Below are 24,160 nucleotides of genomic sequence, written 5' to 3'. Positions count from 1 at the left end.
GAGAGAAGTCGACGGGCGCCGGGGGCGCTCAGGCTAACAATGGCCCCATGAGCGACCTCAAAGGCAACGGCCCCTTCCGGCTGTCACAGCACCCGGCCCACCTGGGGCTCGGCGCGACGACCGTGGTGCAACCGGAGTTCACGGGCGAGATGGACTGGTACGTGGCCTACGGCGCGCGGCACGGCGCGGACGGCAAGGAAGGACGCCTGCTTGCCTGGCACACCTTCGGCGAGCCTTGGGCCTCCTGGGAGGTCCACCCCGAGGGCACCGAAGTGGTGCTCGTGGTGGCCGGGGTCCTGACCCTTCATCAGGAGCTGGCGGACGGCGTTGCGACCGTGCGTCTCGGCCCGGGCGAGTACGCCATCAACCCGCCAGGTGTTTGGCACACCGCCGACGCCAGCGCCGAGGACCCCGCCACGGCGATCTTCATCACTTGCGGCGAGGGAACGGACCATCGGCCGCGCTGACCGCGGTGCGCGCCGTCAGTTGACCAGGGCCTGCACCACCGCCACGAAGATCGCCGTGCCGGACACGTCGCTCATCGTGATCAGGAACGGGCCGGCGACCACCGCCGGGTCGACGCCGATGCGATGGCAGGCCATGGGCACCACGCAACCCAGGGCCGCGGCCCAGGTCACGGCGATGGCGATGCCGATCCCGATCGCGCTGGCGAAGGCCAGGGCCAGCTCGCCCGACGCGGCCTCGCTGAAGGTCGCCACGAGGGCGGTCGCGAGACCGCAGACCAGACCGATGGTCGCGCCCGTGGCGACCTCCGAGCCAAATACCGACAGCTCGCGGTCGGCGCGCACCTCGCCGGTGGCGAAGCCGCGCACGATGATGGTCGAGGACTGGATCCCGACGTTGCCGGCCAGGCCGAGGATCGTCGGCACATAGCGCAGCACGTCGCCGGAGGTGATCCCCTCGCCGCCCCCGGCGCCGGCCAGGGCCAGGATCTTGGCCGAGGCCAGACCGCCGACGACGGTCAGGCCCATCAGCGGCAGGCGCTGGCGCACGCGGCTGCGGATCGGCAGGCGCGTCTGCTCGCCGGGCGCGGTGCCGACGAGCTTGAGGAAGTCCTCCTCGGCCTCGGTCTCGAAGGCGTCGAGGGCGTCGTCGGCGGTGACGACCCCGATCAACGAGCCGCGGTCGTCGACCACCGGGACGGCGCTGAGCGAGTACTTCGAGAGCACCTGGGCCACGTGCTCCTGATCGTCGTCCGCGTGGACCGTGACGATTTCGCGATCCATGACCTCCTCCAGGAGGCTGTGGATCGGCGTGGTCAGGAGCTCGCGGTCGGTGACGAAGCCCACGGGCCGGTCGCCGCCATCGACGACGAAGACCCCTGGTCCCAGCTCCGCGTGGTCTTCGCCATCCTTCCGCAGGGCCCTGATCGCGTCGCCGACGCGGGTGCCCTCCGGAAAGATGTCGACCTCGGGCGTCATGATCCCGCCCGCGGAGTCGACGTCGTAGCCGGCCAGCTCACGCAGGCCGGCGGCACGCTCGAAGTCGACGGCCCGCAGGACCTGCTCGGAGACCTCCTCGTCGACCAGGGCCAGGAGGTCGACCACCTCGTCCGGCGGCAGGATCTCCACCAGCGCGGTCAGATCGGCGATCTCGCAGCGCAACACCAGCAGCTGGCGCACCCGATCCGAGGCGTACTCGAGCAGTTGCGCCCGCTCGACCGCTGCCAGGGACTCGAAGACCTGCCAGGCCTCCTCGTCACTGAGCTCGCTCATCCAGGAGGCGAGATCGGCGGTGTGGACCCGCTCGGTCAGGCTGCCCAGGGCCCCGTGACGGGCAACGATGGCCGCTCGCAGGTCGCGCAGGGTGGGGGTCCGTCGAGCTCTGGGGCGCATCGAGCCAGCGAGCATAGCCCCGGCCGAGGGCCGGTCGATCAAGACTGCCGGCTAGAATGCGCGGCCCGCGAGACCCAGGGGAACGCCCAACTGCCATGACCGAGATCGATCGCCAGCACCTGATTCACGACTGGAACGACGCCACCACCGCTCCCGGTGGCATCCAGTTCGACGACGAAACCCTGCGCGACGGGCTGCAGAGCCCCAGCGCCCGGGACCCCGAGCTCGACGAGAAGCTCGAGCTGATCCGGCTCATGGATCGGCTGGGGATCGACACCGCCGACGTGGGCCTGCCCGGGGCCGGCGCGCGGGCGCGGCAACACATCGCGGCCCTGTGCCGCGAGATGGAGGGCCTGCGAATCACCCCCAACGTCGCCTGTCGCACGGTGATCAGCGACATCGAGCCGGTGGTCGACCTGGTCCAGGAGATCGGCAGTCCGGTCGAGGTCTGCACCTTCATCGGTTCGTCCCCGATCCGCATGTACGCGGAGGGCTGGGAGATGGACCGCATGGTGCAGATGTCCCGCGACGCGGTGGAGTTCGGCACCAAGAACGGCCTGCCGGTGATGTTCGTGACCGAGGACACCACCCGCGCCGACCCGGAGCACGTGCGCGCCCTCTACTCGACGGCGATCGAGGCCGGCGCCAAGCGCGTCTGCGTGTGCGACACCTGCGGCCACGCCACGCCCTCGGGCGTGCGCAAGCTGGTGTCGTTCGTGAAGGGCATCGTCGACGAGCTGAACCCCGAGGTCGGCATCGACTGGCACGGCCACCGCGATCGCGGCCTGGGCCTGGTCAACACCCTGGCGGCGATCGAGTCGGGTGCGACGCGGGTGCACGCCACGGCCCTGGGCCTGGGCGAGCGCTCCGGCAACACCGAGATGGACCTCCTGCTGGTCAACCTCAAGCTGCTGGGCCTGATCGACAACGACCTCACTGCCCTGGCCGACTACTGCCGCAAGGCCGCCGACGCCACGGGCGTGCCCTTCCCGGCCAACTACCCGGTCTTCGGCGCCGACGCCTTCGAGACCGGCACCGGCGTGCACGCTTCCGCGGTGATCAAGGCCTTCCGGATGAACGACACCTGGCTCGCGAACCGCGTCTACTCCGGCGTGCCCGCGGACCTGTTCGGACTCGAGCAGTCGATCAAGGTCGGGCCGATGAGCGGCAAGTCCAACGTGACCTTCGTGCTCGAGCGCCACGGCGTCGAGCCGACCGACGCGCGGGTCGACGCGGTGCTGGCCAAGGCCAAGGTCTCCACCAGGCTGATGACCGACGAGGAAGTCCTCGCGGCCGCCGGCGGGAAGTGAAGCGGCCCGGGGCCTGCGAAGACGCCCTTGGCCCGCGCGGATTCGCGCCGGCGCGGCTACTCGCTGCCGTCGGGCGACGTTGGTACTGGCTGGTCCTCAGCCCCCTGGTGATGGTGCTGTGGACCACCGTCCACGAGAGCTTCCACGCCCTGGCTGCCCTGCTCGCGGGGGGCAGCATCGAGCGTTTCGTCGTCTGGCCCAGCGTCGGCGACGGGGGCCGGTTGCTGTTCGGCTGGGTGAGCTACGACTTCCCCGCCGCGGCGGCGAACCCGCCCTACGCCTGGATCACCGCCGCGCCGTACCTCGGCGACGTGGCGATCGCCCTGGCCGGGCTGGCGTTGCTGCGGCCGCCCGCGGGCAGCCGCCGGGCCACCGCGGTGCTGATCCTGGTCTTCGCCGGGGCCTTCTACGACGCGCTGAATGCCTGGCACTCGTTCCTGCGCGGCGGCGGCGATCTCGCACGGCTCTTCGATCCGCAGCCCTTCCCCGCGCTCTATTGGGCGGTCCCGCACCTCGGTCTGCACCTGGCCCTGACCTGGCGCGCGGCGCGCGTGGCCCTGGCGGCGGAGTTGAGCGCCTCCGAACGCGGTGCGTGCATGGCCGGGTTGTGTGCCTTGCCTTGGTTGATCGCCTTGGCGCTTTGAGGGCGGGCGCGGGTCAGTCGGGGGGGAGCGCTTCGAGCAACTCGCGCAGGGTCGGCTCGACGTTGTCGGCCAGGCGCTCGTGGCCGACCGCGGTGGGGTGCAAGCCGTCGGCCAGGTTGAGCTCGGGTACGCCGCCGACGCCCTCCATGAAGAAGGGCACGAAGGCGACGTCGAGCTCCTTCGCGAGCGCGGGGTAGAGGGCGTCGAAACGCTCGGCGGCCTCGCCGTAGTTGGGGGGCAGGCGCACGCCCAGCAACAGCACTCGCGCGCCGGCGTCGCGGCTGGCTGCGATCATCGCGCGCAGGTTGCGCTCGGTCTCCTCCACGGGGATGCCGCGCAGGCCGTCGTTGCCGCCCAGCTCGATCACGACCAGGTCCGGCTTCGTGCGCAGACTCCAGTCGATGGCCGCGGCGCCACCGGCGGCGGTGCGCCCGCTCTCGCTGGCGTTGACCAGGCGGAAGGGCAGCCCGGCCGCGGAGAGACGCTGTTGCAGGAGGGCCGGGAAGGCCTGGTGCTCGGCCAGGTGCAAGCCCGCGCCGATGGAGTCGCCCATGAACAGCACCGTCGGCGCGGTCTCGGGGACGGTGAGTTCGGCCGCAGGCGCTTGCACGCCGGACGCGGGAGCGTCGAGCAGCGGACGCGACGGCAGGGCCGCGGCGCCGGTGGGCTCGGACTCGCCCCCGCAGCAGACCAGCGGCGAAAGGGACAGGGCGAGGATCAGCAGACGAGGAGATCGGATGGTCACGGCTCGCAGACTACTAGGCCCTCGGTCGGTCGCCTGCGAGCCGTCCCCAGGCCCCGAACGCTCGCCGGGTCGGGGCCGGCGAATCGGATCGATGCCTTGAACCCCGGCCGTCGTCTGCTACGGCAGCCCTTCGCGATCCCGTCACCGCAGTGCGCACGACCCCATGTCCCAAGCCGCCCCCGACTCCCCGCCGCCGATCGAGGCCCGCGGACTGACCGTGACCCGCCCCTCCGGCGGGCGCGACCTGACGATTCTCGAGGGCGTCGACCTGACCATCGGCGCGGGGGAGTTGGTCTCGGTGCTGGGGCCCTCGGGCAGCGGCAAGTCGACGCTGTTGGGCCTCCTGGCCGGACTCGACCGGCCCACGTCAGGCTCGGTGCGTCTGTGTGGCGTCGAGCTCGCCGGTCTGGGGGAAGACGACCTGGCGCGCCTGCGCCGCGGACGGGTCGGCTTCGTGTTCCAGTCGTTCCAGCTCCTCGGCAACCTCACGGCCCGCGAGAACGTGGCCCTGCCCCTCGAGCTGACCGGGGTCGCCGACGCCGCCGAGCGCACGGAGCGGACCCTCGCGGAGGTCGGCCTCGCCGATCGCGCCCACCACTACCCGGCCCAACTGTCGGGCGGCGAGCAGCAGCGCGTGGCGCTGGCCCGCGCCTTCGCGGCCGAGCCCGAGGTTCTCTTCGCGGACGAACCCACCGGCAACCTGGACAGCGAGACGGGTGAGCGGATTCTGGAGCTGCTGCTCGACCTGCGGGCGCGCCACGGCACGACCCTGGTGTTGGTGACCCACGACGAGGCGGTGGCGGCGCGGACCGACCGCGAGCTGCACCTGTTCGGCGGCCGGTTGGTGCGCGACGAGGCGCGCAGCCCCGCGTGAGGTCTGACAACTCGCGGGCCGCGGACCAGGGGCCCCAGTGGCGCGCGATCGCCCGCGCGATCTTGCTCGAGACCCGCTCGTCTCCCGCGCGGCTGGTGTTCTTCGTGGCCTGCCTCGCCGTGGGCGTGGGGGCCGTGACGGGAGTCGCGGCTCTGGCCGGAGCCTTCGAGGCCGGCCTGCGTGCGGAGGCGCGCACGCTGATCGCCAGCGACCTGCGGGTCAGCGCGCGCCGGGCCCTGCCACCGGAGCTCGACGACTTCTTCGCGGACCGCCCCCACCGGCGCACGGACCTGCGCGAGCTGGCCGCCACCGCCAGCCGTGGCGACCAGAGCCGCTTGGTCGAGGTCAAGGTCGCGGGCGACGGCTATCCCTTCTACGGCGAGGTCCGGGTCGATCCGCCGGACGTCAGCGTCGCGGGCCTCGGCGCGGGCGGCGCGTTGGTCGCGCCCGAGCTGGCGGCGGCCCTGGGGCTCGAGCGGGGCAAGACCTTCAGCGTCGGCGGCGCGCCGTTCGAGCTGCGCGGACTACTGCTGGACGAACCCGATCGGCTCGAATTCCAGATGACGCTCGGGCCGCGGGTGCTGATCGCGCCCGAGGGCTACGCGCGCACGCAGCTCGACCAGGCCCAGAGCCGCGTGCGCCACACGGCGTTGTTCGCGTTCGACGGCGACTTGACCAAGGCGGACCTGGCGCGCCTCGCGGACGAGTTGCGCGCGGCCCTGCCGGACGCGGATTACCTGCGGATCCAGACCCACGGCGAGGCCCAGCCGAACCTGCGCCGCTCCACCGACCAGGTGGAGCAGTACCTGGGCCTGGTCGCGCTGCTGTCGCTCTTGCTTGGAGGCATCGGCGTGTCGCAGATCGTGCGTGCCTGGCTCGCCGGTCGCACCCAGAGCGTGGCCGTGATGCGCTGCCTCGGGCTGCGCGCCGGAGAGGTCGCGGCGATCTACCTGGGCTCGGTGGCCCTGCTCGCGGCGATCGGATCCCTGGTCGGCGCAATCCTCGGCTCGGCCCTGCCCTTCGCCGTGGCGGAGCTCGCGCCTGACCTGTTCCAGGGCAGCGCGGCGACCCTGATCCAACCGATGGCGGTGCTGCGCGGGGTGGGCCTGGGCCTGGCGGTGGCCCTCAGCTTCAGCCTCCCGCCCCTGAGCGCGGTGTGGCGGGTGGCGCCGGCCGCCGTGCTGCGGGCCGAGGCAGCGCCCCTGGCGGCGCCCCGAATCGTGCGCTTCGGCGGACCGACGTTCCTGGCCGCGGGGGTCGTCGGCGCGGCCCGCGCCCAGGGCGGCGGCTGGCTCGAGGCCCTGGCCTTCGCCGGCGGCCTGGCGGCCCTGGCCGGCCTCTTGTGGGTCGGCGCCTGGGGCGCGGCGGCCCTCGCCGGCCGACTCCCCCGCGGGCGCTTCGGACCGACCCTGGAGCACGGCTTGGCAGCCCTCTCGCGCCCGGGGGCCGGAACCGGCGGCGCGATCGTCGCCCTCGGTCTGGGCGTCGCCGTGGTGGTGTCGATGTGGCTGGTGCAATCGCGCCTGGGCGCAACCCTGCGCGGGGCCCTGCCGTCCGACGCACCGAGCGTCTTCATGGTCGACGTGCAACCGGACCAGTGGCCCGGTGTGCTCGCCCAGCTCGAACAGCACGGCGCCCGGTCGATCAACTCCAGCCCGGTGGTCATGGCCCGACTGCGCGCGATCGACGGACGACCAACCGCCGAGTTGGCGCGGGCGCGCCGCGACGCGGGCGAAGCGGCTTGGGTCTTCACGCGCGAACAGCGGCTGACCTGGAGCGAGACGCTCGCCGACGACAACGAGATCGTGGCCGGTGAGTTGTGGTCGCTGCCCGACGTCTTCGAGGTCAGCGTCGAAGAGGACTTCGCCAAGGACCTGGGCGTCGGCCTCGGCTCGCGTCTGACCCTCGACGTGCAGGGCGTGCCGATCGAGTTGGTCGTGTCGTCGATCCGGACCGTCGAGTGGGAGAGCTTCGGGATCAACTTCTTCCTGGTCGCCGAACCCGGAGCCCTGGATGGTGCGCCGCACTTCCAACTGGCGGCCGCGCGAGTCGAGCCGAGCTCCGCGGAGCTGGACCTGCAGAACGCGGTCGCCGCCGACTTCCCGAATGTCACGCTGCTGCGCGTGCGTCCGCTGCTCGAGAAGCTGGCGGCGGCAGTCGACCGCATCGCCCTCGGCGTGCGCGCCCTCGGTTCCTTCACGGTCTTGACGGGCCTCGTCATCTTGGCCGGTGGCGTGGCCAGCACCGCCCTGCGGCGCGCACGCGAGGCAGCGCTGCTCAAGGCCCTGGGCGTGACACGCGGCGGGGTCGCGCGCCTGTTCGCGGTGGAATACGCCCTCGGCGGCCTGATCGCCGGCGGCTTCGGCTCCGCGGGCGGATTGCTGCTTGCTTGGGCGTTCCTCGATCGCGTGGTCGACCTCGACGCCGATCTGCCCCTGTTGGCCCTGCCGCTCGGCGCGATCGGGACGGCGGTCCTGGCCGCCCTGAGCGGCTTGGCGGCGAGCGGCAAGCCCCTGCGCGCGCGGCCGCTGGAGACGCTGCGGGGCTGACCGGGCGCGTCCCGCTCACGGGCGTGGTGCGCGGTGCCGCCACCGCGCCCGTGCGGTCGCGCACACGTCGGGTGCCGCCGGGTGGCCGGAACTGAGGTTGGGAGCGGCGGCATGACCTTTGCCCGGGGGACGTCGCCCCCCCGCGCTGCGAGCCGACGTCGACGCCCAACCGCGCCGCCGGCGCAGCTCGTGTTCCCCCTTTCCCTTCTCGGTCCATTCGATGCAGCGACTCCCCCAACTCGCACTCCTCGCGGTGTGCGGCGCCCCCCTCGTTCCCGCCCGTGCCGACGTCCTCGTCGTGGACGACGACGGTGGTCCCGGTGTCTTCACCGATCTCCAGGCAGCGGCAGACGCCGCCTCGACGGGTGACATCCTCCTGGTCAAGGACGGGAACTACGGCGACCTGACCTTGATCGACGGCTTGACGGTCGTCGTCGACAACGGCCAGACCGCCACCGTGACCGGTCTGCGCGTGGTCGGCCTCCCGGCCGACAGGACCGTCATCGTCGATGGCCTGCGCGTGCGGCTGCCCGCCTCCGCGGCGAGCGCCGGCGTACCGGAAGTCCTGGTCCAGGACTGCGCCGGACTCGTGTTCCTGCAGGGTCTCGACGTGGCCCTGACGTCGGTCGGCGCCGGCCAGGAGCTGCCGAGTCAACAGATCGTCATTCGCGACAGCTCGCGTGTCCGACTGGTCGAGAGCCTGGTCGGTTCGACGACGATGGCGGGTGAGCTCCCGCCGGCCGATCCGCAACCTGCCCTGGTGGTCGACAACAGCCGGGTCAACGTCCACGACTGTCGCCTGGTCGGATCGGACGGCCAGAGCGCCGGGGTCGATCCGGTGACACTCCTGGGCAAGGGCGCGCTGGCGGGCGCTCCCGGCATCCTGCTGACCGGCAACGGGGCCTACCTGCGCGTCGCCAACAGCTTCGTTCTCGGTGGCCGCGGCGGTGACGGCGCCCTGACCTCGTCGGTCGGTTGCGTGGCGCCCGCGGACGGCGGCGACGGCGTCTACATCGAGGGCTTCGCCCAGTCCCTGGTGACTGCCAGCGGCGCCCTCGTCGGAGGCCAAGCTGGCGCTCCCGCGCGCGACGCGGAGACCTTCCTTTGCCCGGCCACCGCGGACGCCGGTGACCCCATCGGGCAGGCCCCATCGGCGGGCATCGGCTTCCAGACGTTCGGAGAGTTCCGGCCGAACTTCTTCATGGACGCCGTGGTGCGCGAGCAATCGGACCTCGTCATCACCTATCAGAACGTGCCCGACGAGCCGGTCCTGTGGGCCATCGGCCTCGATCCGGCGCCGATCCTGCCGCTCTTCCTGTTCCCCGGTGTGCCGCTGGAGGTCGAGCCCCTGACGGTCGTGATGCTGCCCGCCTTGGTGGGCGCGCAGTATGGGGTGGGGACCCTCCCGGCGGTCGGCGACGTGCTGCCTCCGGGTCAGGGCATCAACCTGTTCCACCAGATCGCGCGCCCCGGACCGAGCGGTCTGCTGCTGGGCGAGTTCGGCACCCAGGTCCTGCTCGACTCGAGCTTCTGAGACCGGCGGTGGCCGGGGTTCGCGGCCGGTCCGTCCATGCGTGAGCCGCGGGCCGGGCGATCGGCGCCTTGACCCGATGAAGGTCGGCAAGGGGAGGTTCGAGAAAGCCGGGGACCCGCCAAGCGGATTGACGGGCCCCCGACCACTCCTTCGAATCCCTCGACCGGCGCGGTTGCAAGAGTCCGACCGCTCGAGCCCCGTCAATACCCCTGCGGGTGGACGAGTCCGCTCGCAGGAGTCTCCTCAAGCCGCCGCGCCGGGGCACGCGGAGGCGTTGCTTCGATTGTCTTCGGCGAGCGATCCGGGTGACTTGGTCCTGGGGCCATCCAGGTCCCGGGCGCTCCCCTCAGGAGCGCCCGAGTGTCTCCGGAGAACTCGACTCGCCCCTGTTCGACAAACCAACAACGAATCCCAAGGGCCAGATGGGCGGCTTTCGGAGCCAATTCCCAATCTTGCTCGATGTGGCTGAAGGGGCGCCGACCGCGGGCTGGCCAAGCGGGCGCCAGCGAAGCAGCGCGGGGTCGACGGGATGTCGACGGTGGGCACGGGTACGCCGAGGCCGGCGATTCCCGATCAGGCCTCGAGCTTGTCGCAGAAGGCGACCAGCAAGAAGGTCGCAATCGGTCCGAGCAGCAACGAGAGCAGGAACCAGCCCAGGCCGCTGCGATTCTTGCCCTGGGCCAGACCGGCGTTGATCAGGGCCAGGGTGCCCCAGCCGGCGTAGTACTCGGTCTGGCCCGAGGCGAAGGCGCGGTTCGACGCGTTCTCGAGGATCTCCGGGAGGGCCTGTTGGAGGGCGAGGAGGGTGGTCGTCATGGAGGGCTCCTACGTCTGCGAGTCGTGACCCTTCGAGGGGTCGGGGGTCGTCGAGGGGTCCGTCAGGCTCCGCTGGAAGGGTCTTCCGGCCGCCTGCCACCGCCCCGGGCCGCACGCAAATGGACCATCGCCTGGGCCGCTACCTCGGGGGCGCGATGGCTCTCGCGTGACAACTCGACCGCGGCCAGACCCTCGAAGCCGACGGCGGACAGGGCCGCCAGGGTCGCGGCCAGGTCGAGTTCGCCCTCGCCGAACATCAGGTGGGTGTGGTCACCCGCGCGCATGTCGTCGAGCTGCACGGCGACCAGGCGATCGGCTCGTGCGCCGATCACGTCCTGGACCGGAACGTCGCCGGTACACAGGCAATGGCCCACGTCCAGGGTCAGGCCCAACGCCTCGGCGTCGGCTCCCAGGCGAGCGAGGAGGGCGTCGTAGCCGCTCGGGCGCTCCACGAACATGCCGGGCTCCGGCTCGAAGCCGACCCGCACCCCGCACTGGTCGGCGCGGGCCAGAACGGGCCGCAGCCCGTCGACCAGTCGGGTCCAGAGCTCCTCGCGGCGGTTGGCCTCGCCCGGCCCGGGGGGAGCGTCACCGTGGGTCCCGCAGGGCGCACGCCCGGACCACAGGGACAGGGTCCGCGCGCCCAGGCCCGCGGCCAGGTCCACACTGGCGAGCAGGAAGTCGACGCGCCGCCGGCGATCGTCGCCCGACTCCTCGAGCAGACTCGGGAAGTGCTTGCGGCGCGGATCGAGCACGAAGCGCGCACCAGTCTCGAGGTCGAGGGTCAGGCCCAGCCCCTCCGCCCTGGCGCGCAGTCGCTCGACAGCCCCCAGATCGGCCGCAAGCGGGTCCAGGGCGCCCACATCGGGGGTGATCGCCGCGCCCTCGTAGCCGAGGTCCGCGAGCACCTCCAGGGCCTCCTCCGGCCGGTGGTGCGCGAAACCGTTGGTGTTGTAGCCGAGTCGGTACAAGGGTCGCCCGGTCAGCGGTTCGCGGACGCGCGGGCGTCCACCTGCTCGAGGAAGTTGGCGACGATGCGATCGCCCAGCGCGTCCGTGTCCACCGCAGCCGCCAGCAAGCCGTCCGCATCGAAGCGGCCGCTCGTGTCCTGGGCCGCGCGCTGGCGAATCAGCGCACGGATCTCGTCCTGGCCCATCTCGGGATGGAACTGGACGCCCCACAGGGGCTGACCGGGAATGCGGAAGGCCTGCACGGCGCAGGCTGCATTGGCAGCCAGGATCTCGACCTCGTCGCCACGGGGGCGGACCTCGTCGCGATGGGACTCGAAGGCCGTGAAGCGTCGATCGAAGCCCTCGAGGATCGGATCGAGGGCGCCACCCCGACGCTCGATCTCCACGAAGCCCAACTCGGGCACCTCGGCCAGCACCACACGGTCGGGTCCGAGCAGGGCGTGGGCCAGCAGTTGGTGGCCGAAGCACAGGCCCAGGACCGGAACGTCGTTCGCGGCGGCGCTCCGCATCAACTCGGCTGCCGACTGCACCCAGACCGGCGGTTCGAGCAGGCTCGCGGACGACCCGGTGATGAGGATCCCGGCGTAGCTGGTGGCGTCGATCGGAGCGGTTCCCGTCCGCGCAACCCGCGCCACCTCCGCTGCCCGCCCGCCCAGGCGCGGCTCGAGGTTGCGAGCACCCCCCAGGTCATCGAGATAGGCGTCCAGAACGAGTATCGGCTTCACCGGCCCGTTGTAGCCGATCGACGCCCTCCCCGGCAGGGCGCGGACCCCGCGGTCCGCCGATTGTCCGCGCCGCCGGATCCGATCTCGAACGTCGGGGGCAGCTCGATCCGACGCCGCCGGACTTCGGATCCAGGACACTAGGTGCGCCCGATGGCACCGCGCACCCCCGCCTCGACAACGCCGCGCGTCGTCGCCGTGACCAGACCCCGCGCAACACCCACGTTGCCCTCTGTTGCACAGACGAAACCCGGTTCCCCCCTCCTCCCCAGCTCACACTCGACGCCACCCGATCTCACGTCCAACCGAGCGCGACCATTGCCGAGGTCAACCGCGTCTGCGTCGCCCAGCTCCACCGTCAGACAAGTCACGCTGCAGGACGTCACCTGCACCACACCACTTCTCGAGATGCCCGTGCCCGTCCCGACGGTCGCGCACACGCTCCACGACACCCGAGTGACAGGCAATCCCTCCAGGACCAGGCGACCGCAGCGGTCCGGCCGTCCGTCAGCCGTGGAGACCCTGACGAGACCGCTGCGAAGCCATGCGTCGAGATCGCCGAGCCCCTCGGCCCAGAGGTTCACGTCGACATCGCGATCGAAGGACCCGCGCACGGACAGCTCGAGACGCCCACGACCGACCATTCGAACTGCCGGCGGCGGCGTCGCACGGGCAATGTCCGCGGGCAGCGCCTCCACACGAATCGGCGCCGGCCACCACCCCAGCTCGGCGATCTCGACTTGCACGGTGCCGGGCGCCAGCCCGCCAACCCGGAGCCAGCCCTCGGCGTCGGTGTGTCTCAGGGTGGTGATCCAAGGCCCGTCCGGGAAGGCCCGCAACCAGACCGCGAGACCAGCCAGGGCATGGCGGCCGTCGTGAAAGCGCAGGACGATCGATGCGTCCGACCTCAACTCGACGCAGGGCACCGCCGACGGGTGCCAGTCCAGCTCGTCGCCATCGCCGACGACTGTCAAGTCCATGCCCACGAGCGAACCGAGTCGGTCGTGGTCCACATCGACGATGTAGTGACCGGGCGGCCGCAGACCGAAGGTCGCAAGACCATCGGCACCTGACGATGCAAGTGCCACGGGCTGCGCGATCTGCGGGACGCGCAAGCTCAAGCGAGCACCCACCACCGCCCGCCCCTGCACGTCGACCACCCGCAGGGGCACTCCCAGACAGGGGCTGAACGGGACGGTCGCCTTGCCTGAGCAGGTCGACGTCCCTGCACCATGCCGAATCACCAGGGACGATCCGGCGGGTCGCCACTCCTCGACCGATCGCAGGAGCGTGAAACGCCCCCCGTCGCCGCTCCCAGACCGGATCTGGCCCGCATTGCGAGCAATTGCACCGTTGCGAAGGCTTGCACCGTCGCGACCACTTGCACCGTCGCGACCACTTGCACCGTCGCGAGCACTTGCACCGTCGCGAGCACTTGCACCGTCGCGAGCATCTGCACCGTCGCGGAATCCGCGAACCTCACCAGCGCCAATCGGTGACAGGCCGTCACGGCCGACCTCGGGGGCCGCGATCTGCGGATTCCATGCCCCTGGTTCGACCTGCCTTCGTCCTCCAGGCGTGCGACCTGTCCCTACGTCCGCTCGAGGAGCTGCTGCATTCGCCGTTCGAACCAGCGGTGTCCCTCGGCCCCCACGGCCGCTCCCGGATGAGTGCGCCACGTCGAACTCCGTGGCATCACCCGCGGTTCGATCAATTCGATCAGCTCGATCAGTTCCCCCAACTCCCTGCTCAACGTCGTTGTCCTTCACAGCGGGGTCACGAACGCACGACTGCTGAAAGCGTGCCGCGCCCGGAGAGAAAAATCTCTCCGGGCGCGCGCCTCGCTCCGACGAACTAGGGAGCGACCTGGTGGAAGACCTGGGGCTGGATCTCGAAGCCGACCGACGTGTTGCGCCAGATCACGCGCGCCAGGGTCTCGTTCTTGACCACGGCGTCGACAATCCCGCCGAAGTGGATCTGGTACCAGAAGCGGTCGGCGTCACGCAGGCGCTCGAACTGTGAGCGCAGCATCACCAGCGCCAGCTCACCCACCAACGCACCCCCGACGTGGTCCTCCGACAGGATCCCGACCCACGCGTCGACGTCGTCCGGAGTCGCGTAGACCGAACCCAGAGCCGCTTGAGTGGCCGCATCCGACGAGATGTCCGCGAAGGTCGCCGCCTGGGGCAGGCCGAAGTCGCTACGCAGTTGGTTGTAGCGCGGCAGGCCGTGGTCGCGACCGCGCTGCAGGTTGAGCGAGGCCAGGTCGAAGCCGCCGGAGCCGGGTGCGCCGAAGAGGAAGTTGCGGACGTCGTCGACCACGAACGGATCGACTTCCTGGGGTCGTTGCGTCGCGAGGCCGCGCAGGATCGGATCGATCCCGCCGCCGTTGATGATCACGGCCGGGTTGAAGAAGGCGTCCTTGAGCGGGAGCGGACCGTCGGGGATCGCGTCCATCGAAGCATTCAGGCGCATCAGCGTCGGCGACAGCATGCTGTGGCCGAAGCGGTAGGCACTGGTCGAGAAGGAATTCGCGATTCCCGCGTCCCCCAAGAAGTCGTAGCCAGCGTAGGGCTGCAGGGCGTTGGGGCCGAGCAGCGCCGGCAGGAACTCCTCATAGGTGATCTTCTGGATCTCGGCGCCGACGATCGCCCGCGAGAGCTCGTAGACGAAGTCGCCATCGAAGTAGGGCGCGACGATGTTGAACGCGTCGCACCAGAAGTTGTGCTCGCGCATGAAGAGCGTGTGCAGGGAGGTCAATCCGACCTGCTCGTTGGCACGCACGTCACCCGCGATGAACATGGTCGGGTCGTCGGGATCGAAGGGCAGCAGGTTGCCGGCGCTGGTCTTGAGCCGGCCGGTACCGTCCATGGCCCGCAGCGCCTTGGCGCGCACCGGATCGGAGCCGTAGACCATCGATCCGTCGATGTAGGCCGTGATCTGGTTGATCTGCTGGCGCGGTCCGAAGCCTGGCGCGTAGAGCGAGCGATCGAGGGGGATCACCTGGGTCCCGGTGGAACTCGGATCGAACTGCGGGTCGCCCGTCGGCACCAGCACGTTGAAGGCTTCCGCCGGATCCGCTGCGCCGGTGAGATCGATGTCGTGGTCCACGAACTGGCCCCACTGCCAAACGAAGTCGGTCACCGGCCTGGCGTTCGGGATCGAGCCCGACTGCGCGCAGACGGCGTTGCTGATCTCCCGCGCACTTGGCTGGCCCACGCCGGCTGGCGTCGAAATCCCGTCGGAGTAGCCAACCGTGGACAGCCTCAACAGAGGGACCCCCGCGCTCCCGTTCTCCGGGAAGAAGAGGTTGTTGTAGGTCCCGTCGATTGTCCGGAAAAGAACTTGGCCGGATGCCATCGACGTGGTGAGGCCGAATGCGACCGCGCAGGCACTGACTCGAGCAGTTGTGCAGTGAAACATGGTCTCCACCTCCTGGTGGATGAGCTACGGACTGGTGGGTGAGCTACGGACTGGTGGGTGAGCTACGGAGTGTCGGGATGGGGGCTGGCTCCCTCTTGGAGCGGTCTCCATGGAGACCATGCACTACAGCCCAGAGCAGTCGTTGCATGAACCAGCGACAGTAGTTTCATGAACCAGCGACAGGCGCCGCCGACCCGCGCGAACGTAGAAGAACATTCGTTCGCCGGCGCCCGGTCCGCGGATCGAGACGGGAGCCCCGGCGTCGTCATCTGACGCTCTCGACAGCGTTCGATTGGACCGACAGGACTGGCGTTCGCGTGCCGTCCGAGCGGTAGTGCGCCGACGAATCGGTCCTTGCCTCCAACCCATCGGCGTCGGCGATCGAACCGGTGGCCAGCGGGGTGTGCGCCCACGCTCCGGCCCCGCCGACGCCGTCAGCCCTGCAACAACTCCAGGGCCTGCGCGTGCAGACGCTGGTCCGAGGCCGCCACCACATCGCCCGCCGAGTCGCGCCCGAGCTCGCGCCCGAACCAATCGGTCATCAATCCGCCGGCTCCCGTCACGATCGGCACCAGGGCGGCGAAGTCGTGCAGCCCGAGGCTGTTCTCGATCACCAGGTCCAAGTGCCCCGAGGCCAAGAGCCCGTACAGGAACCCGTCTCCGCCCCAAACCGTCTGGCGCGCGCGCGCCGTCACCGCGCCCAGGCGCGTGGCGTCCACTCCCTTGAACATCGACGGCGACGTGGACGCGAGCCAGGCCTGGGAGATGTCGTGGCAGCGGCGCACGATCGCCGGCACCCCGTTGTGGAGCGTCTGGCGCGCCGGGCCGCCGATCCAACGGTCGCGCACCACCGGCTGCTCGATCACGCCGAGCACGGGCCGCCCCGCGCGCAACAGCCCGATAAGGGTCACAAAGGTCGGGATACCGGCCAGGAAGGCCTTGGTCCCGTCGATCGGATCGATGACCCAGATCAACTCCGCATCGGGCTGATGGTCGTCGAACTCCTCGCCGATGATCCCGTGGTGCGGCGCAGCGGCTTGGATCATGGCCCGCAGCTCGCGCTCGATCTGTTGGTCCAGCTCGCTGACTGGCGAGCGGTCGTCCTTGGTCTGGACTGCGAGCGGCGAGCGGTAGCGCTTGACGACCAGTTCGCGCGCACGATCCGCCATGCGGACGGCGAGTTGCTCACAGGCTTCGAGTTCGGCGAACACGAGGCCCAGTGTGCCGCGCGGCGGCGGCGGATGGCAGGGGCGCCCCCGATCACCCAGCTCTCAACGCCGCGGCACTCGCCAGTCGCCGCCCAGGCGCCGCACCAGGAGGCGATCGGAGAGGCGCGGGGCCAGCACCGAGAGGGCGGCCAGCAGGCGCCACTTCCAGCGCAGGTTGACCTCGGGGCGCGGCCGGCGGTCGAGGGCCAGGACCTCCTCGGCGACCTCTTCGGGTCCGGCGGCGTCGCTCAGGTCGGGGTCCGGCAGGCCGCCGGGGTTGGCCTGGGCCTCGAAGAAGCCGGTGGCGGTCAGGGCCGGCTCGAGGTTGGTGACGGCGATGCCCTCGTCGGCCCACTCGATCCGCAGGGCCTCGGAGATGGAGCAGACCGCGGCCTTGCTGGCGGCGTAGACCGACTGGCCGGGGATGCCGCGGCGACCGACGACCGAGGAGACGTTGACCACGACCGGACGGACACCGTGGCGCAGGAGGGGCAGGGCCTCGCGGCAGGCCACCAAGAGCCCCACGACGTTGGTGTCGATCAGGGCGCGCACGCGCTCGACCTCGAGCTCTTCGACCCGCGCGCGGTAGCCGATGCCGGCGTTGTTGACGAGCAGGTCGAGGCCGCCGAAGGCCGCGTGGACCCGGGCCAGGGCTGTGCGCAGTTGCTGCTCGTCGCGCACGTCGGCGATGAGGGTGAGGTGTGCGCCCGTCGGCGGCGGCGGGAGTCCGGCGGCCACCGATTCGAGGGCATCGGAACGCCGCGCCAGGAGCGCGACGCGGTAGCCGGCACGCGCCAGGACCAATGCCGTGGCGGCGCCGATCCCCGAGGAGGCGCCAGTGATCAACGCGCGGCGGCCGGCGCTCATTCGTCGCTGCCAGGGCGCGGCAGGGGCCGATCGATCGGTCCCACGTGGCTCTCGAGCTCGTCGCGGTAGCGCCCCCACTCGGCCCGCGCCTCGCGCACGCCCTCGAAGTGCGGACCAAACTCGCGCTCGTCGCGCATGCGCTGTTCGATGCGACCGCCGTATTCGACGGCCTTGACGAACAGGGCCAGGGCGTCTTGGCCGGTCTCCATCCAGAGGTAGGACTGGTTGTCGGCGTCGGCAGCGCGCTGCTCGCGGAACTTCACCATCAGCGGGTAGGCCTTGGCCGCCGAGTCCACCGCCAGGGCCCAAATGGCCTCGCGCGAGTGGCTCCGCATGACTTCGAGCGCGACCTGGGACTTGAGCTCGGTCGCGACCGGGGCGGCGATGTTCGAGGAAGACGAAGACAGGGCGTCGGCGAGCTCGAAGGGGTTGCGATCGACGGGCGCGCGATCGGGCTGGGGCGCGACCCTGGCCGGCTCGGGTTCCTGCTGACCCTGGATGACCGTGTAGCTGAGGAAAGCGGCGCCGGCCACCATCAGGCCCAGGGCCAGGGCGACGAAGGTGCCGGGGGAATCGCTGCGGGCCTTGTGGCGGCGGGAGACTCGAGCGGGCATGGATGGTCTTGGAAATCGGCGGCGTCGAAGCAGCGGGCCAGCGCGGCCCGGACCGCGTATCAGCCTAGTCCCGCGGGCGGCGGCCTGCTGGGCCCCCTGCGCGGAATCCGGCGGGTCCAGGGCGAAAGCGCGGCTCGGATCCATGGCAATGCAGCTCGATCCGTGCGAATCGTGGACATCGCTGGGAGCTGGGCCACCGCTGGCGCTTCCGGCCGGCGCAGGTCGATATGCTCGCCCCCCCCGCGGAAGGCCCCAGCCTCCGCCCAACGCCAATGTCCATGAGCACGCTCGAGTTCCGCGTCCACGTTCCCTCGCTCTTCCTCGGCGCCGCTGTCCTGCTCGGACTGGGGTTCCTGTACCCCGGCCCGGCGGTGCAATCGACGGCCAATGAGTTGACGACCGCCAACGGCGACTGGCGCAACATCGTGCGGGTCGAGGAGGGCTTCCCCTACCAGGTGCCCGAGGGCAAGGCACTGGTGGTGCAGAGCGTCGGCTTCAAGGGCGACCAACCTTTCACCTTCGCCTACTTCGTGTCCCTCGACATCGACGGGGAGGTCGAACTGCTGCTCGACCCCTCTAGCGGCGCCAACCACATTCGTCCCGGCTGGGTGGTCGAGGCCGGTTCGCGCCTGACGGTGCGGATGCAGGGTGACGAGCTGGTCGGCTACGCCTTCGGCTACCTGGTGGATCAATGAGCGAGGCGGCGTCAGCGTCGATTCCGCGGTCGGTCGAGCGCCGCGCCGCGATCGCTGCCCAGGGCCTCGGGGGTCGTGAGGGCGAGGAGCTCGAGGAGCTCGTCGCGCGCACGGGCTTCGTACGCACCCTCGGCGGCGCCGACGCCTACCTGGCCCTGCTCGCCCGCATGCCGGGGCTGCGGCGGCAAGCCGTCGACGCGGCCCTGGCCAGCGGGGCCCTGCGGGTGGTGCCGGCGGTCCGCGGTTGCATCTACCTGGTCGCCGAGCGCCACGTCGCCCTGGCCCTGCACCTGGCCGAGTCCCTCTCGCGCGGGCGCAACGCCCGCGAGCTCGCGCGGGCCGGCGTGCAGACCGAGGAGCTGCTGGAGGTCCAAGCGGCGATCGTCGAGCTGCTCGGGGCACGGGGCGCCCTGTCGACCCAGGGGCTTCGCAAGGCCTTGCCGGCCGGTGTCGTGCGCGGCCTGGGCGAGGTCGGCAAGAAGCTCGGCCTGGCCTCGACCCTGCCTCCGGCCCTGCGGCAACTCGAGTTCGCAGGTCGCGTCGAACGCACGCCGGAGACCGACCGCATCGACCACGAGCGCTACCTGTGGCGCATCCCCGACGCCAACCCTCTGGAGCGCGGCGGCCGCCCGGCCGACGACGCGGACGCCCATCGACGCCTGGCCGAACTGTTCGTGCGGGCCTCCGGGGTCTGCTCCACGGCGAGTTTCGTGGAATGGTCGGGGCTCGGAAAGCGCGCCGCCCAGGCCGCCCTCGTTGCCGCGAGCGCTACGCCCGTCGAGCTCGAGGGTCAGCCCGGGCCAGCCTTCGCGGATGCTGGGCTGCTCGAGGACGCAGCGCGGTTGGCGGGGGCCGAGGGCCCCGTGGCCTTCCTGCCCTGCGCCGACAACCTGGTGGCCCTGCGCGGCGGTCCGGCGCGCATGGTCGAAGCCGCCTTCCACGACATCGCCGTACCGGTCTGGGGACGCGGCAAGGGGTCGACCCTGGGGGACGTAAAGCATGCGTTCGCGCGCACGATCGTGGCTGGGGGGCGCATTGTCGGGTTGTGGGAGTACGACCCGGACGGCGGGCGCCTGGCCTTGGGCCTCTTTGACCACGACGCGAAGTTCGACCCGATCGAAGTCGAGCGGCGAGCCGCCGGGGTCGCCGAGTTCCTGCGCGATTGCCTCGGCCACGGGCGGGCCATGGTCAACGAGACGGACGAGCACCTGCGCGGGCGCGCGGCGTTGGTGAGTCGGCTGGCCGCGGCTCACTGAGGCGCAGAAGCGACCCCTGGAAGACTGTTCCAGGGGTCGAGGGGCGGGAATCGACGGTTTCTCGGGTGATCTCTCCGGCGACGCCTGGATCCCCGACGTTGATGCAGACCTGGGGCGGTTCGCCCCAAGACGGCCATGATCAGCCCTGATAGTCGATTCTCGAGCGACCCCGCGACCCCCCGTTGGCCGATCCGTCCGGCGGACTCCCGGGGACCGGTCGAACATGGCTCCGAACCTGACGACGTTCGCGACTCGAGCGGTCGGGGAGGTGCCGACCCGAGCGGTGCCGACCCGAGCGGTGCCGACCCGAGCGGTGCGGGTCCCCGCCCCGGCGCTCCGGGGAGGCTCGGTCAGGGCACGGGGTCCGATCGAGCGGGGACAGCCGGCGAGTGCCCGGCCGCCGATGGGAGTCGGGGCTCAGATCGAGATTTTCCTTCGGACTCGGAGTTGGATCCCTGGCTCGATGCCAAGTCCACCTCGGAGCTGCTGATCCTGGCCTCCCTGGCCCTTGCCCCGGAGGAGATCCGACGCCGCATCGCCCGTCTGGAGGAGCTCATCAGCGGTCGATCGGCCTGACTCGAAGCTCCAAAGGCATGGCCGCCGGGAACTCGCGTCCCGGCGGGCTTTCTTCGTTGGTAACGACTCGATCGCGCTCTTCGTGTGAGCAACTGCGAGGTTTCAACAACAGCTTCCCACGGGCCAACACCTTTGGATCCGTGAGGTTAGTCTCGCACCTACTGGGCTCGACCATCGGCTGGCGCCGCGCTGTGCGCCCGTCTCTGACGGCGAGTTCATCTGTTCCCCAGCTCGGGATCGCGATGGGGATCAGCGGGAGGCAATTGTCGACGGTAAAGAGACTTGGCTGAAGAGATAGAACAAGTAGCACGCAGGGAACAACCGGTCGGTCACACGGAGCAGTTGTTTGTTCGTGCCCGCGACGGGGACGACGAAGCCTGGTCACAGTTGGTGGCTTACTTGCAGCCTTCCTTGATGCGACTGTTCCACGGCCGCATGCCGAATGAACTCCGCAGTCGGGTCGACACTCATGACCTGATCCAGATCGGTCTGGCGCGGGCTGCACAGAAGGCCGCCGCGTTCGAACCGCGCGCACCCGGCAGCGCACGGGCGTGGCTGCACGCGCTGCTTCGAAACGCGTTGACCGACATGACCCGAGAGCACACGGCCCAGCGGCGGGATGTGCGCCGCGAATGCCGCGGCGACGAGGTCTTTCCGGCCATTGCCGACGGCGAGAAGAGCGCGGATCCGGAGCAAGTCGTGGAGCGCGTAGAGGCCTGGGCCCGACTTCTGCTGCAGATCTCGGCCCTGAAGGATGCAGAGCGGGAAATCGTGATCCGCCACACCCTCGAGGAGCAGAGCTTCGCGGCGATCGCAATGGCTCTCGGAATCAGTGAATCGACTGTGAAGGACCGCTACGCCAGGTCCCTCGAACACCTTCAACGACTCAACCGTGGCCATTCAACGAGCTGAGCGAGAGCGGCATCTGGCGAGCTACCTGGACGCAGGCGATCGCGAGAGCGCCGCGAATGAGCTGCTGAACGTCGTCAGCGATGACGACCTCGAGGTGCAGCTTTCGATCGACCTGGAGCTGCGCAGGCTCGGGCTGGCCTTGCGCGGTTTTACCCAGCGTGCCGTCGACGAGACGACGATGCTGATCGCCGGGCAGCAGCAAGGGCCTGGAGCAGGCGGTGTCGAGGCGGAGCCGAGCGCGCCAACTGCGGACTCTCCGGACGGCCCACCCCAGACAACGGCCGACGCCGAGGATCTGGTCGCCGGGCGCTATCGGATTCTGAGCCGACTGGGGCGCACCCGCCAGGCGACGGTCCACTTGGCCCATGACACCCACCTGGGGGTCGACGTGGCGCTCAAGCGGGTGGAGGTCGACGACGACTCACGCGAGGCGTTGCAGCGCGAAGCCGCCGCACTGGCTCAGCTCGACCATCCGGGGGTCGTTCGCGTCTACGACGTCAACCTCGGCCCGCGGCCGTTCCTGACCATGGCGTTCCTACCGGGGCCGAACCTGGAGCGGGTGCTCGATCGACTGCGCGGCGCGCCCGTGACCGTCGGGCCCCTGGGCAACGGTGACGCCTCACTCGAAGTCCTGGTCGAGCGTCTGTCGTCACAGCGGGCGCGGCTCGAGTGCGCGGCGGAGATCGCCGAGGCCCTGGCCTACTGCCACGACCGTGGCGTGCTGCACCGCGACCTGAAGCCGGCCAACGTGGTCTTCGACGCCCAGGGTCGGCCCTGCTTGGTGGACCTGGGCCTGGCCCACAACACCGCCAGCCAGTTCGAGCAGCGCATGGGTCTCACCGGCGGACTGCACGGCACGCCGGCCTACTTGGCGCCGGAGCAACTGGGCCAGAAGCGCACCGGCGCGGATCCCTCCAGCGACCTGTACTCGCTCGCCACGTTGACCTACGAACTCGCGACCCTCGAGCGCCCGTTCGAGCGTCCGACCGTCGGCGAGATGCTGACGGCGATCGAGAAGGACGAGGTCCCATCGGTGCTGCGGGCCTCCCCCACTGCGCCGATCACCCTCGACCGCGTGCTGCGAGCCGCGCTCGCCAAGCGCCCGGAAGATCGCCACACCACCGTCCACGACCTGGCATCCGACCTGCGGGCGGTGCTTGACGGGCGGCCGGTGTCGATCGGCGCACCGGGCGCGGTCGAGTCGGCACGCCGGCTGTGGCGCGAGCACCGCCGCAAACTGCCGTGGTTCGCTGCTGCCGCCGGTGCGCTGTTCGTGACCCTCGCGATGCTCGTGCGGCGCGCAGAGGCGTCGGCGCTCGAGAGACGGGTCGACGTCGTGGCCTGGGAGCCGAGTCTGGAGTCCATGCGCGAATCGGCCTCCGAGCTGAACAGTCTTCAGGTGGCGACAACATCGATCGCGAACCCTTGGCTGGGTGATGGCGCCGTGCAGTCGGTCTTGGACTCGATCCGAAGCCGCGCACGAGAGCTGCGAACGGATGTGAATGCGATCTACTTGCCATCGGAGAAGAAGGGAATGAGCCTCGATCGCAAGGCTCGTTGGCTTCAACTCTTCCTCGATCTCGAGGACATTCTCTCTGACGAAGGGGTCTCGGAGCTGACACGTCAGGGTCCGCTTCCTTGGCTCGGCTCGCTGGTTTCGGATCATCGCGTGGAGATGGTGTCTCCCGCTCCATTCAGAGATCGAAGGCCCGAGCTGCCTTCGTGGTCGAGCAACGCCTTCGAGTACGTCGCGGTCGACCCCTACGACGCGGCCGTGCCGGCCTACTACCGGCTACGCAAATTCGAGAGTGACGCAGTGGACGCGCCACTGCTGGGCGAGATCGAGTTCCCTCACCGCGGCACCGGCAAGTCCAGAGACGGAATCGGGTTCAGGACGGTATCGGACGGCGAGTTCGAATGGACGGCATTTGAAGGGGGCGAGCGCACCCAATGGTTCAACTTGCGCTCGGACCCTCCCGATCTACGGCGGCTGTACTTCGGAGTGCCGTCCTTTCAGGTCACGGAGACGGTTACCGCGGGCCGCTACAAGCGCTATTGCGAGGAGTCAGGCAGGGAGGTGCCAGCCGACGTGGGGCGGGCTCCGAACGACGATCTTGAAGCCTTCGTCAGTTGGGACCAGGCCAATGACTTCGCGGCCTGGTACGGATGCCGACTTCCGAGTTCGGAAGAGCTAGAAATTGTCGGTGAGCGCGGACGAGAAGACCTGTTTCCATCGACGATCTGGGCCAACGGTGAATGGGTTTGCAACCTGCCTGCGGCTCCGGGTGCTATCGACATGGCTCAGTACTTCCTTTGGAGCAAGTTCAAGAAGGACGGAGTCGAATCAACCTCAGGAGGTCGATTGGGCGCTCTCCGGTCAGACTTCATCAAATGGGCTGATGTCGCCTGCATGGCGGGAGAATCTGTCGATGCAGCCCAGATCCCCGAACCACGCGTGGCCTACAGGGGACTGGCCGGGCAGACGTTCCGGCTGGCGCTGACGCGTGCCACGCGGGCGGAACTCGAGAGTTCGACGTTCCGCCGTTTCGAGTAGGCCGAGACCGATTGCACCCGCTCGCCCGGTATCG

22 protein-coding genes are annotated in these 24,160 nt (G+C 70.3%); 11 read left to right on the top strand and 11 right to left on the bottom strand.

What is annotated here, in order from left to right; all coding sequences use genetic code 11:
* The first annotated feature begins 47 nt into the window (after nt 1-47).
* A complete protein-coding gene (locus Pla133_RS00190) occupies nt 48-467 on the top strand; it encodes a cupin domain-containing protein (RefSeq protein ID WP_145061167.1) in 420 nt (139 codons plus the stop codon).
* A 15-nt stretch (nt 468-482) separates the two neighbouring features.
* Here Pla133_RS00190 and Pla133_RS00185 read toward each other — a convergent pair whose 3' ends face one another.
* Nucleotides 483-1,856 carry a magnesium transporter gene (locus tag Pla133_RS00185; protein WP_419191974.1) on the bottom strand — a complete coding sequence of 458 codons (1,374 nt, stop codon included), beginning with the start codon at nt 1,854-1,856 and terminating at the stop codon, nt 483-485.
* Between the two features lie 95 nt (nt 1,857-1,951).
* Between Pla133_RS00185 and Pla133_RS00180 the strand changes: the two genes are divergently transcribed.
* Nucleotides 1,952-3,166: a LeuA family protein gene (locus tag Pla133_RS00180; RefSeq protein WP_145061163.1), complete on the top strand. Its 1,215-nt coding sequence runs from the start codon at nt 1,952-1,954 to the stop codon at nt 3,164-3,166.
* Entirely contained in the window at nt 3,163-3,810 is a 648-nt protein-coding gene (locus Pla133_RS00175; protein ID WP_145061161.1) for a hypothetical protein, read from the top strand. The genes Pla133_RS00180 and Pla133_RS00175 overlap by 4 nt, the downstream gene beginning before the upstream one ends.
* Nucleotides 3,811-3,823: 13 nt before the next feature.
* Here the strand turns inward: Pla133_RS00175 and Pla133_RS00170 are convergent, their stop codons facing one another.
* Nucleotides 3,824-4,420, bottom strand: coding sequence for an arylesterase (locus Pla133_RS00170; protein ID WP_419192466.1), 597 nt, complete (start codon nt 4,418-4,420; stop codon nt 3,824-3,826).
* Nucleotides 4,421-4,718: 298 nt separating this feature from the next.
* Between Pla133_RS00170 and Pla133_RS00165 the strand changes: the two genes are divergently transcribed.
* From Pla133_RS00165 to Pla133_RS00155, 3 genes are all read left to right on the top strand, one after another.
* Entirely contained in the window at nt 4,719-5,429 is a 711-nt protein-coding gene (locus Pla133_RS00165) for an ABC transporter ATP-binding protein (protein WP_145061159.1), read from the top strand.
* Nucleotides 5,426-7,978: an ABC transporter permease gene (locus Pla133_RS00160; protein ID WP_145061157.1), complete on the top strand. Its 2,553-nt coding sequence runs from the start codon at nt 5,426-5,428 to the stop codon at nt 7,976-7,978. Before Pla133_RS00165 ends, Pla133_RS00160 begins: the two co-directional genes overlap by 4 nt.
* 220 nt (nt 7,979-8,198) lie before the next feature.
* Nucleotides 8,199-9,512 carry a right-handed parallel beta-helix repeat-containing protein gene (locus Pla133_RS00155; protein ID WP_145061155.1) on the top strand — a complete coding sequence of 438 codons (1,314 nt, stop codon included), beginning with the start codon at nt 8,199-8,201 and terminating at the stop codon, nt 9,510-9,512.
* A gap of 573 nt (nt 9,513-10,085) precedes the next feature.
* On the opposite strand, the gene Pla133_RS00150 is transcribed toward Pla133_RS00155, so the two are convergent.
* The 9 genes from Pla133_RS00150 to Pla133_RS00110 all read right to left on the bottom strand — a co-directional run bounded on the left by Pla133_RS00150 (nt 10,086) and on the right by Pla133_RS00110 (nt 18,133).
* Complete coding sequence (locus Pla133_RS00150; RefSeq protein ID WP_145070680.1) at nt 10,086-10,286, bottom strand: hypothetical protein; 201 nt, start codon at nt 10,284-10,286, stop codon at nt 10,086-10,088.
* A 104-nt stretch (nt 10,287-10,390) separates the two neighbouring features.
* Nucleotides 10,391-11,299, bottom strand: coding sequence for a sugar phosphate isomerase/epimerase family protein (locus tag Pla133_RS00145; RefSeq protein WP_145061153.1), 909 nt, complete (start codon nt 11,297-11,299; stop codon nt 10,391-10,393).
* 11 nt (nt 11,300-11,310) lie between these two features.
* On the bottom strand, nt 11,311-12,024 hold the full coding sequence (locus Pla133_RS00140) for a type 1 glutamine amidotransferase (RefSeq protein WP_419191973.1): 714 nt from the start codon (nt 12,022-12,024) through the stop codon (nt 11,311-11,313).
* 137 nt (nt 12,025-12,161) lie between these two features.
* Complete coding sequence (locus Pla133_RS00135) at nt 12,162-13,109, bottom strand: hypothetical protein (RefSeq protein WP_145061150.1); 948 nt, start codon at nt 13,107-13,109, stop codon at nt 12,162-12,164.
* A gap of 152 nt (nt 13,110-13,261) precedes the next feature.
* Nucleotides 13,262-13,480 carry a hypothetical protein gene (locus Pla133_RS00130; protein ID WP_419195416.1) on the bottom strand — a complete coding sequence of 73 codons (219 nt, stop codon included), beginning with the start codon at nt 13,478-13,480 and terminating at the stop codon, nt 13,262-13,264.
* Nucleotides 13,481-13,875: 395 nt separating this feature from the next.
* Nucleotides 13,876-15,381, bottom strand: coding sequence for a peroxidase family protein (locus tag Pla133_RS00125; RefSeq protein WP_419191972.1), 1,506 nt, complete (start codon nt 15,379-15,381; stop codon nt 13,876-13,878).
* A 497-nt stretch (nt 15,382-15,878) separates the two neighbouring features.
* Nucleotides 15,879-16,655, bottom strand: coding sequence for an inositol monophosphatase family protein (locus Pla133_RS00120; protein WP_419191971.1), 777 nt, complete (start codon nt 16,653-16,655; stop codon nt 15,879-15,881).
* Between the two features lie 60 nt (nt 16,656-16,715).
* Nucleotides 16,716-17,519, bottom strand: coding sequence for an SDR family NAD(P)-dependent oxidoreductase (locus Pla133_RS00115; RefSeq protein ID WP_145061144.1), 804 nt, complete (start codon nt 17,517-17,519; stop codon nt 16,716-16,718).
* Nucleotides 17,516-18,133 carry a hypothetical protein gene (locus tag Pla133_RS00110; RefSeq protein ID WP_145061142.1) on the bottom strand — a complete coding sequence of 206 codons (618 nt, stop codon included), beginning with the start codon at nt 18,131-18,133 and terminating at the stop codon, nt 17,516-17,518. Before Pla133_RS00110 ends, Pla133_RS00115 begins: the two co-directional genes overlap by 4 nt.
* A gap of 278 nt (nt 18,134-18,411) precedes the next feature.
* Between Pla133_RS00110 and Pla133_RS00105 the strand changes: the two genes are divergently transcribed.
* The 5 genes from Pla133_RS00105 (at nt 18,412) to Pla133_RS00090 (ending at nt 24,126) form a co-directional block, all read left to right on the top strand.
* Complete coding sequence (locus Pla133_RS00105; RefSeq protein ID WP_145061139.1) at nt 18,412-18,828, top strand: hypothetical protein; 417 nt, start codon at nt 18,412-18,414, stop codon at nt 18,826-18,828.
* Nucleotides 18,825-20,084, top strand: a complete 1,260-nt coding sequence (locus Pla133_RS00100) for a DNA glycosylase AlkZ-like family protein (protein WP_145061137.1) — start codon at nt 18,825-18,827, stop codon at nt 20,082-20,084. The genes Pla133_RS00105 and Pla133_RS00100 overlap by 4 nt, the downstream gene beginning before the upstream one ends.
* Nucleotides 20,085-20,531: 447 nt before the next feature.
* Complete coding sequence (locus tag Pla133_RS25720; protein ID WP_419191970.1) at nt 20,532-20,660, top strand: hypothetical protein; 129 nt, start codon at nt 20,532-20,534, stop codon at nt 20,658-20,660.
* Between the two features lie 282 nt (nt 20,661-20,942).
* Nucleotides 20,943-21,572 (top strand): RNA polymerase sigma factor, encoded by a 630-nt coding sequence (locus Pla133_RS00095; RefSeq protein ID WP_145061135.1) that lies wholly within the window; start codon nt 20,943-20,945, stop codon nt 21,570-21,572.
* The gene (locus Pla133_RS00090; protein WP_145061133.1) at nt 21,553-24,126 is read left to right on the top strand and encodes a bifunctional serine/threonine-protein kinase/formylglycine-generating enzyme family protein; all 2,574 of its coding nucleotides are present in this window, start codon (nt 21,553-21,555) and stop codon (nt 24,124-24,126) included. Before Pla133_RS00095 ends, Pla133_RS00090 begins: the two co-directional genes overlap by 20 nt.
* Nucleotides 24,127-24,160 lie beyond the last annotated feature (34 nt).

Origin of the sequence: Engelhardtia mirabilis (assembly GCF_007748095.1) — a bacterium.
Taxonomy (GTDB): Bacteria; Planctomycetota; UBA1135; order UBA1135.
Note: the sequence above shows the minus strand (reverse complement) of the source record. Positions and strands in the feature narration are given on the sequence as shown.

Coding starts and splice junctions, on each gene's coding strand:
- Pla133_RS00190 (WP_145061167.1), top strand. CDS start 48: ATGAGCGACCTCAAAGGCAACGGCCCCTTCCGGCTGTCACAGCACCCG.
- Pla133_RS00155 (WP_145061155.1), top strand. CDS start 8,199: ATGCAGCGACTCCCCCAACTCGCACTCCTCGCGGTGTGCGGCGCCCCC.
- Pla133_RS00100 (WP_145061137.1), top strand. CDS start 18,825: ATGAGCGAGGCGGCGTCAGCGTCGATTCCGCGGTCGGTCGAGCGCCGC.
- Pla133_RS00165 (WP_145061159.1), top strand. CDS start 4,719: ATGTCCCAAGCCGCCCCCGACTCCCCGCCGCCGATCGAGGCCCGCGGA.
- Pla133_RS00110 (WP_145061142.1), bottom strand. CDS start 18,133: ATGCCCGCTCGAGTCTCCCGCCGCCACAAGGCCCGCAGCGATTCCCCC.
- Pla133_RS00125 (WP_419191972.1), bottom strand. CDS start 15,381: ATGGCATCCGGCCAAGTTCTTTTCCGGACAATCGACGGGACCTACAAC.
- Pla133_RS00185 (WP_419191974.1), bottom strand. CDS start 1,856: ATGCGCCCCAGAGCTCGACGGACCCCCACCCTGCGCGACCTGCGAGCG.
- Pla133_RS00180 (WP_145061163.1), top strand. CDS start 1,952: ATGACCGAGATCGATCGCCAGCACCTGATTCACGACTGGAACGACGCC.
- Pla133_RS00105 (WP_145061139.1), top strand. CDS start 18,412: ATGAGCACGCTCGAGTTCCGCGTCCACGTTCCCTCGCTCTTCCTCGGC.
- Pla133_RS00115 (WP_145061144.1), bottom strand. CDS start 17,519: ATGAGCGCCGGCCGCCGCGCGTTGATCACTGGCGCCTCCTCGGGGATC.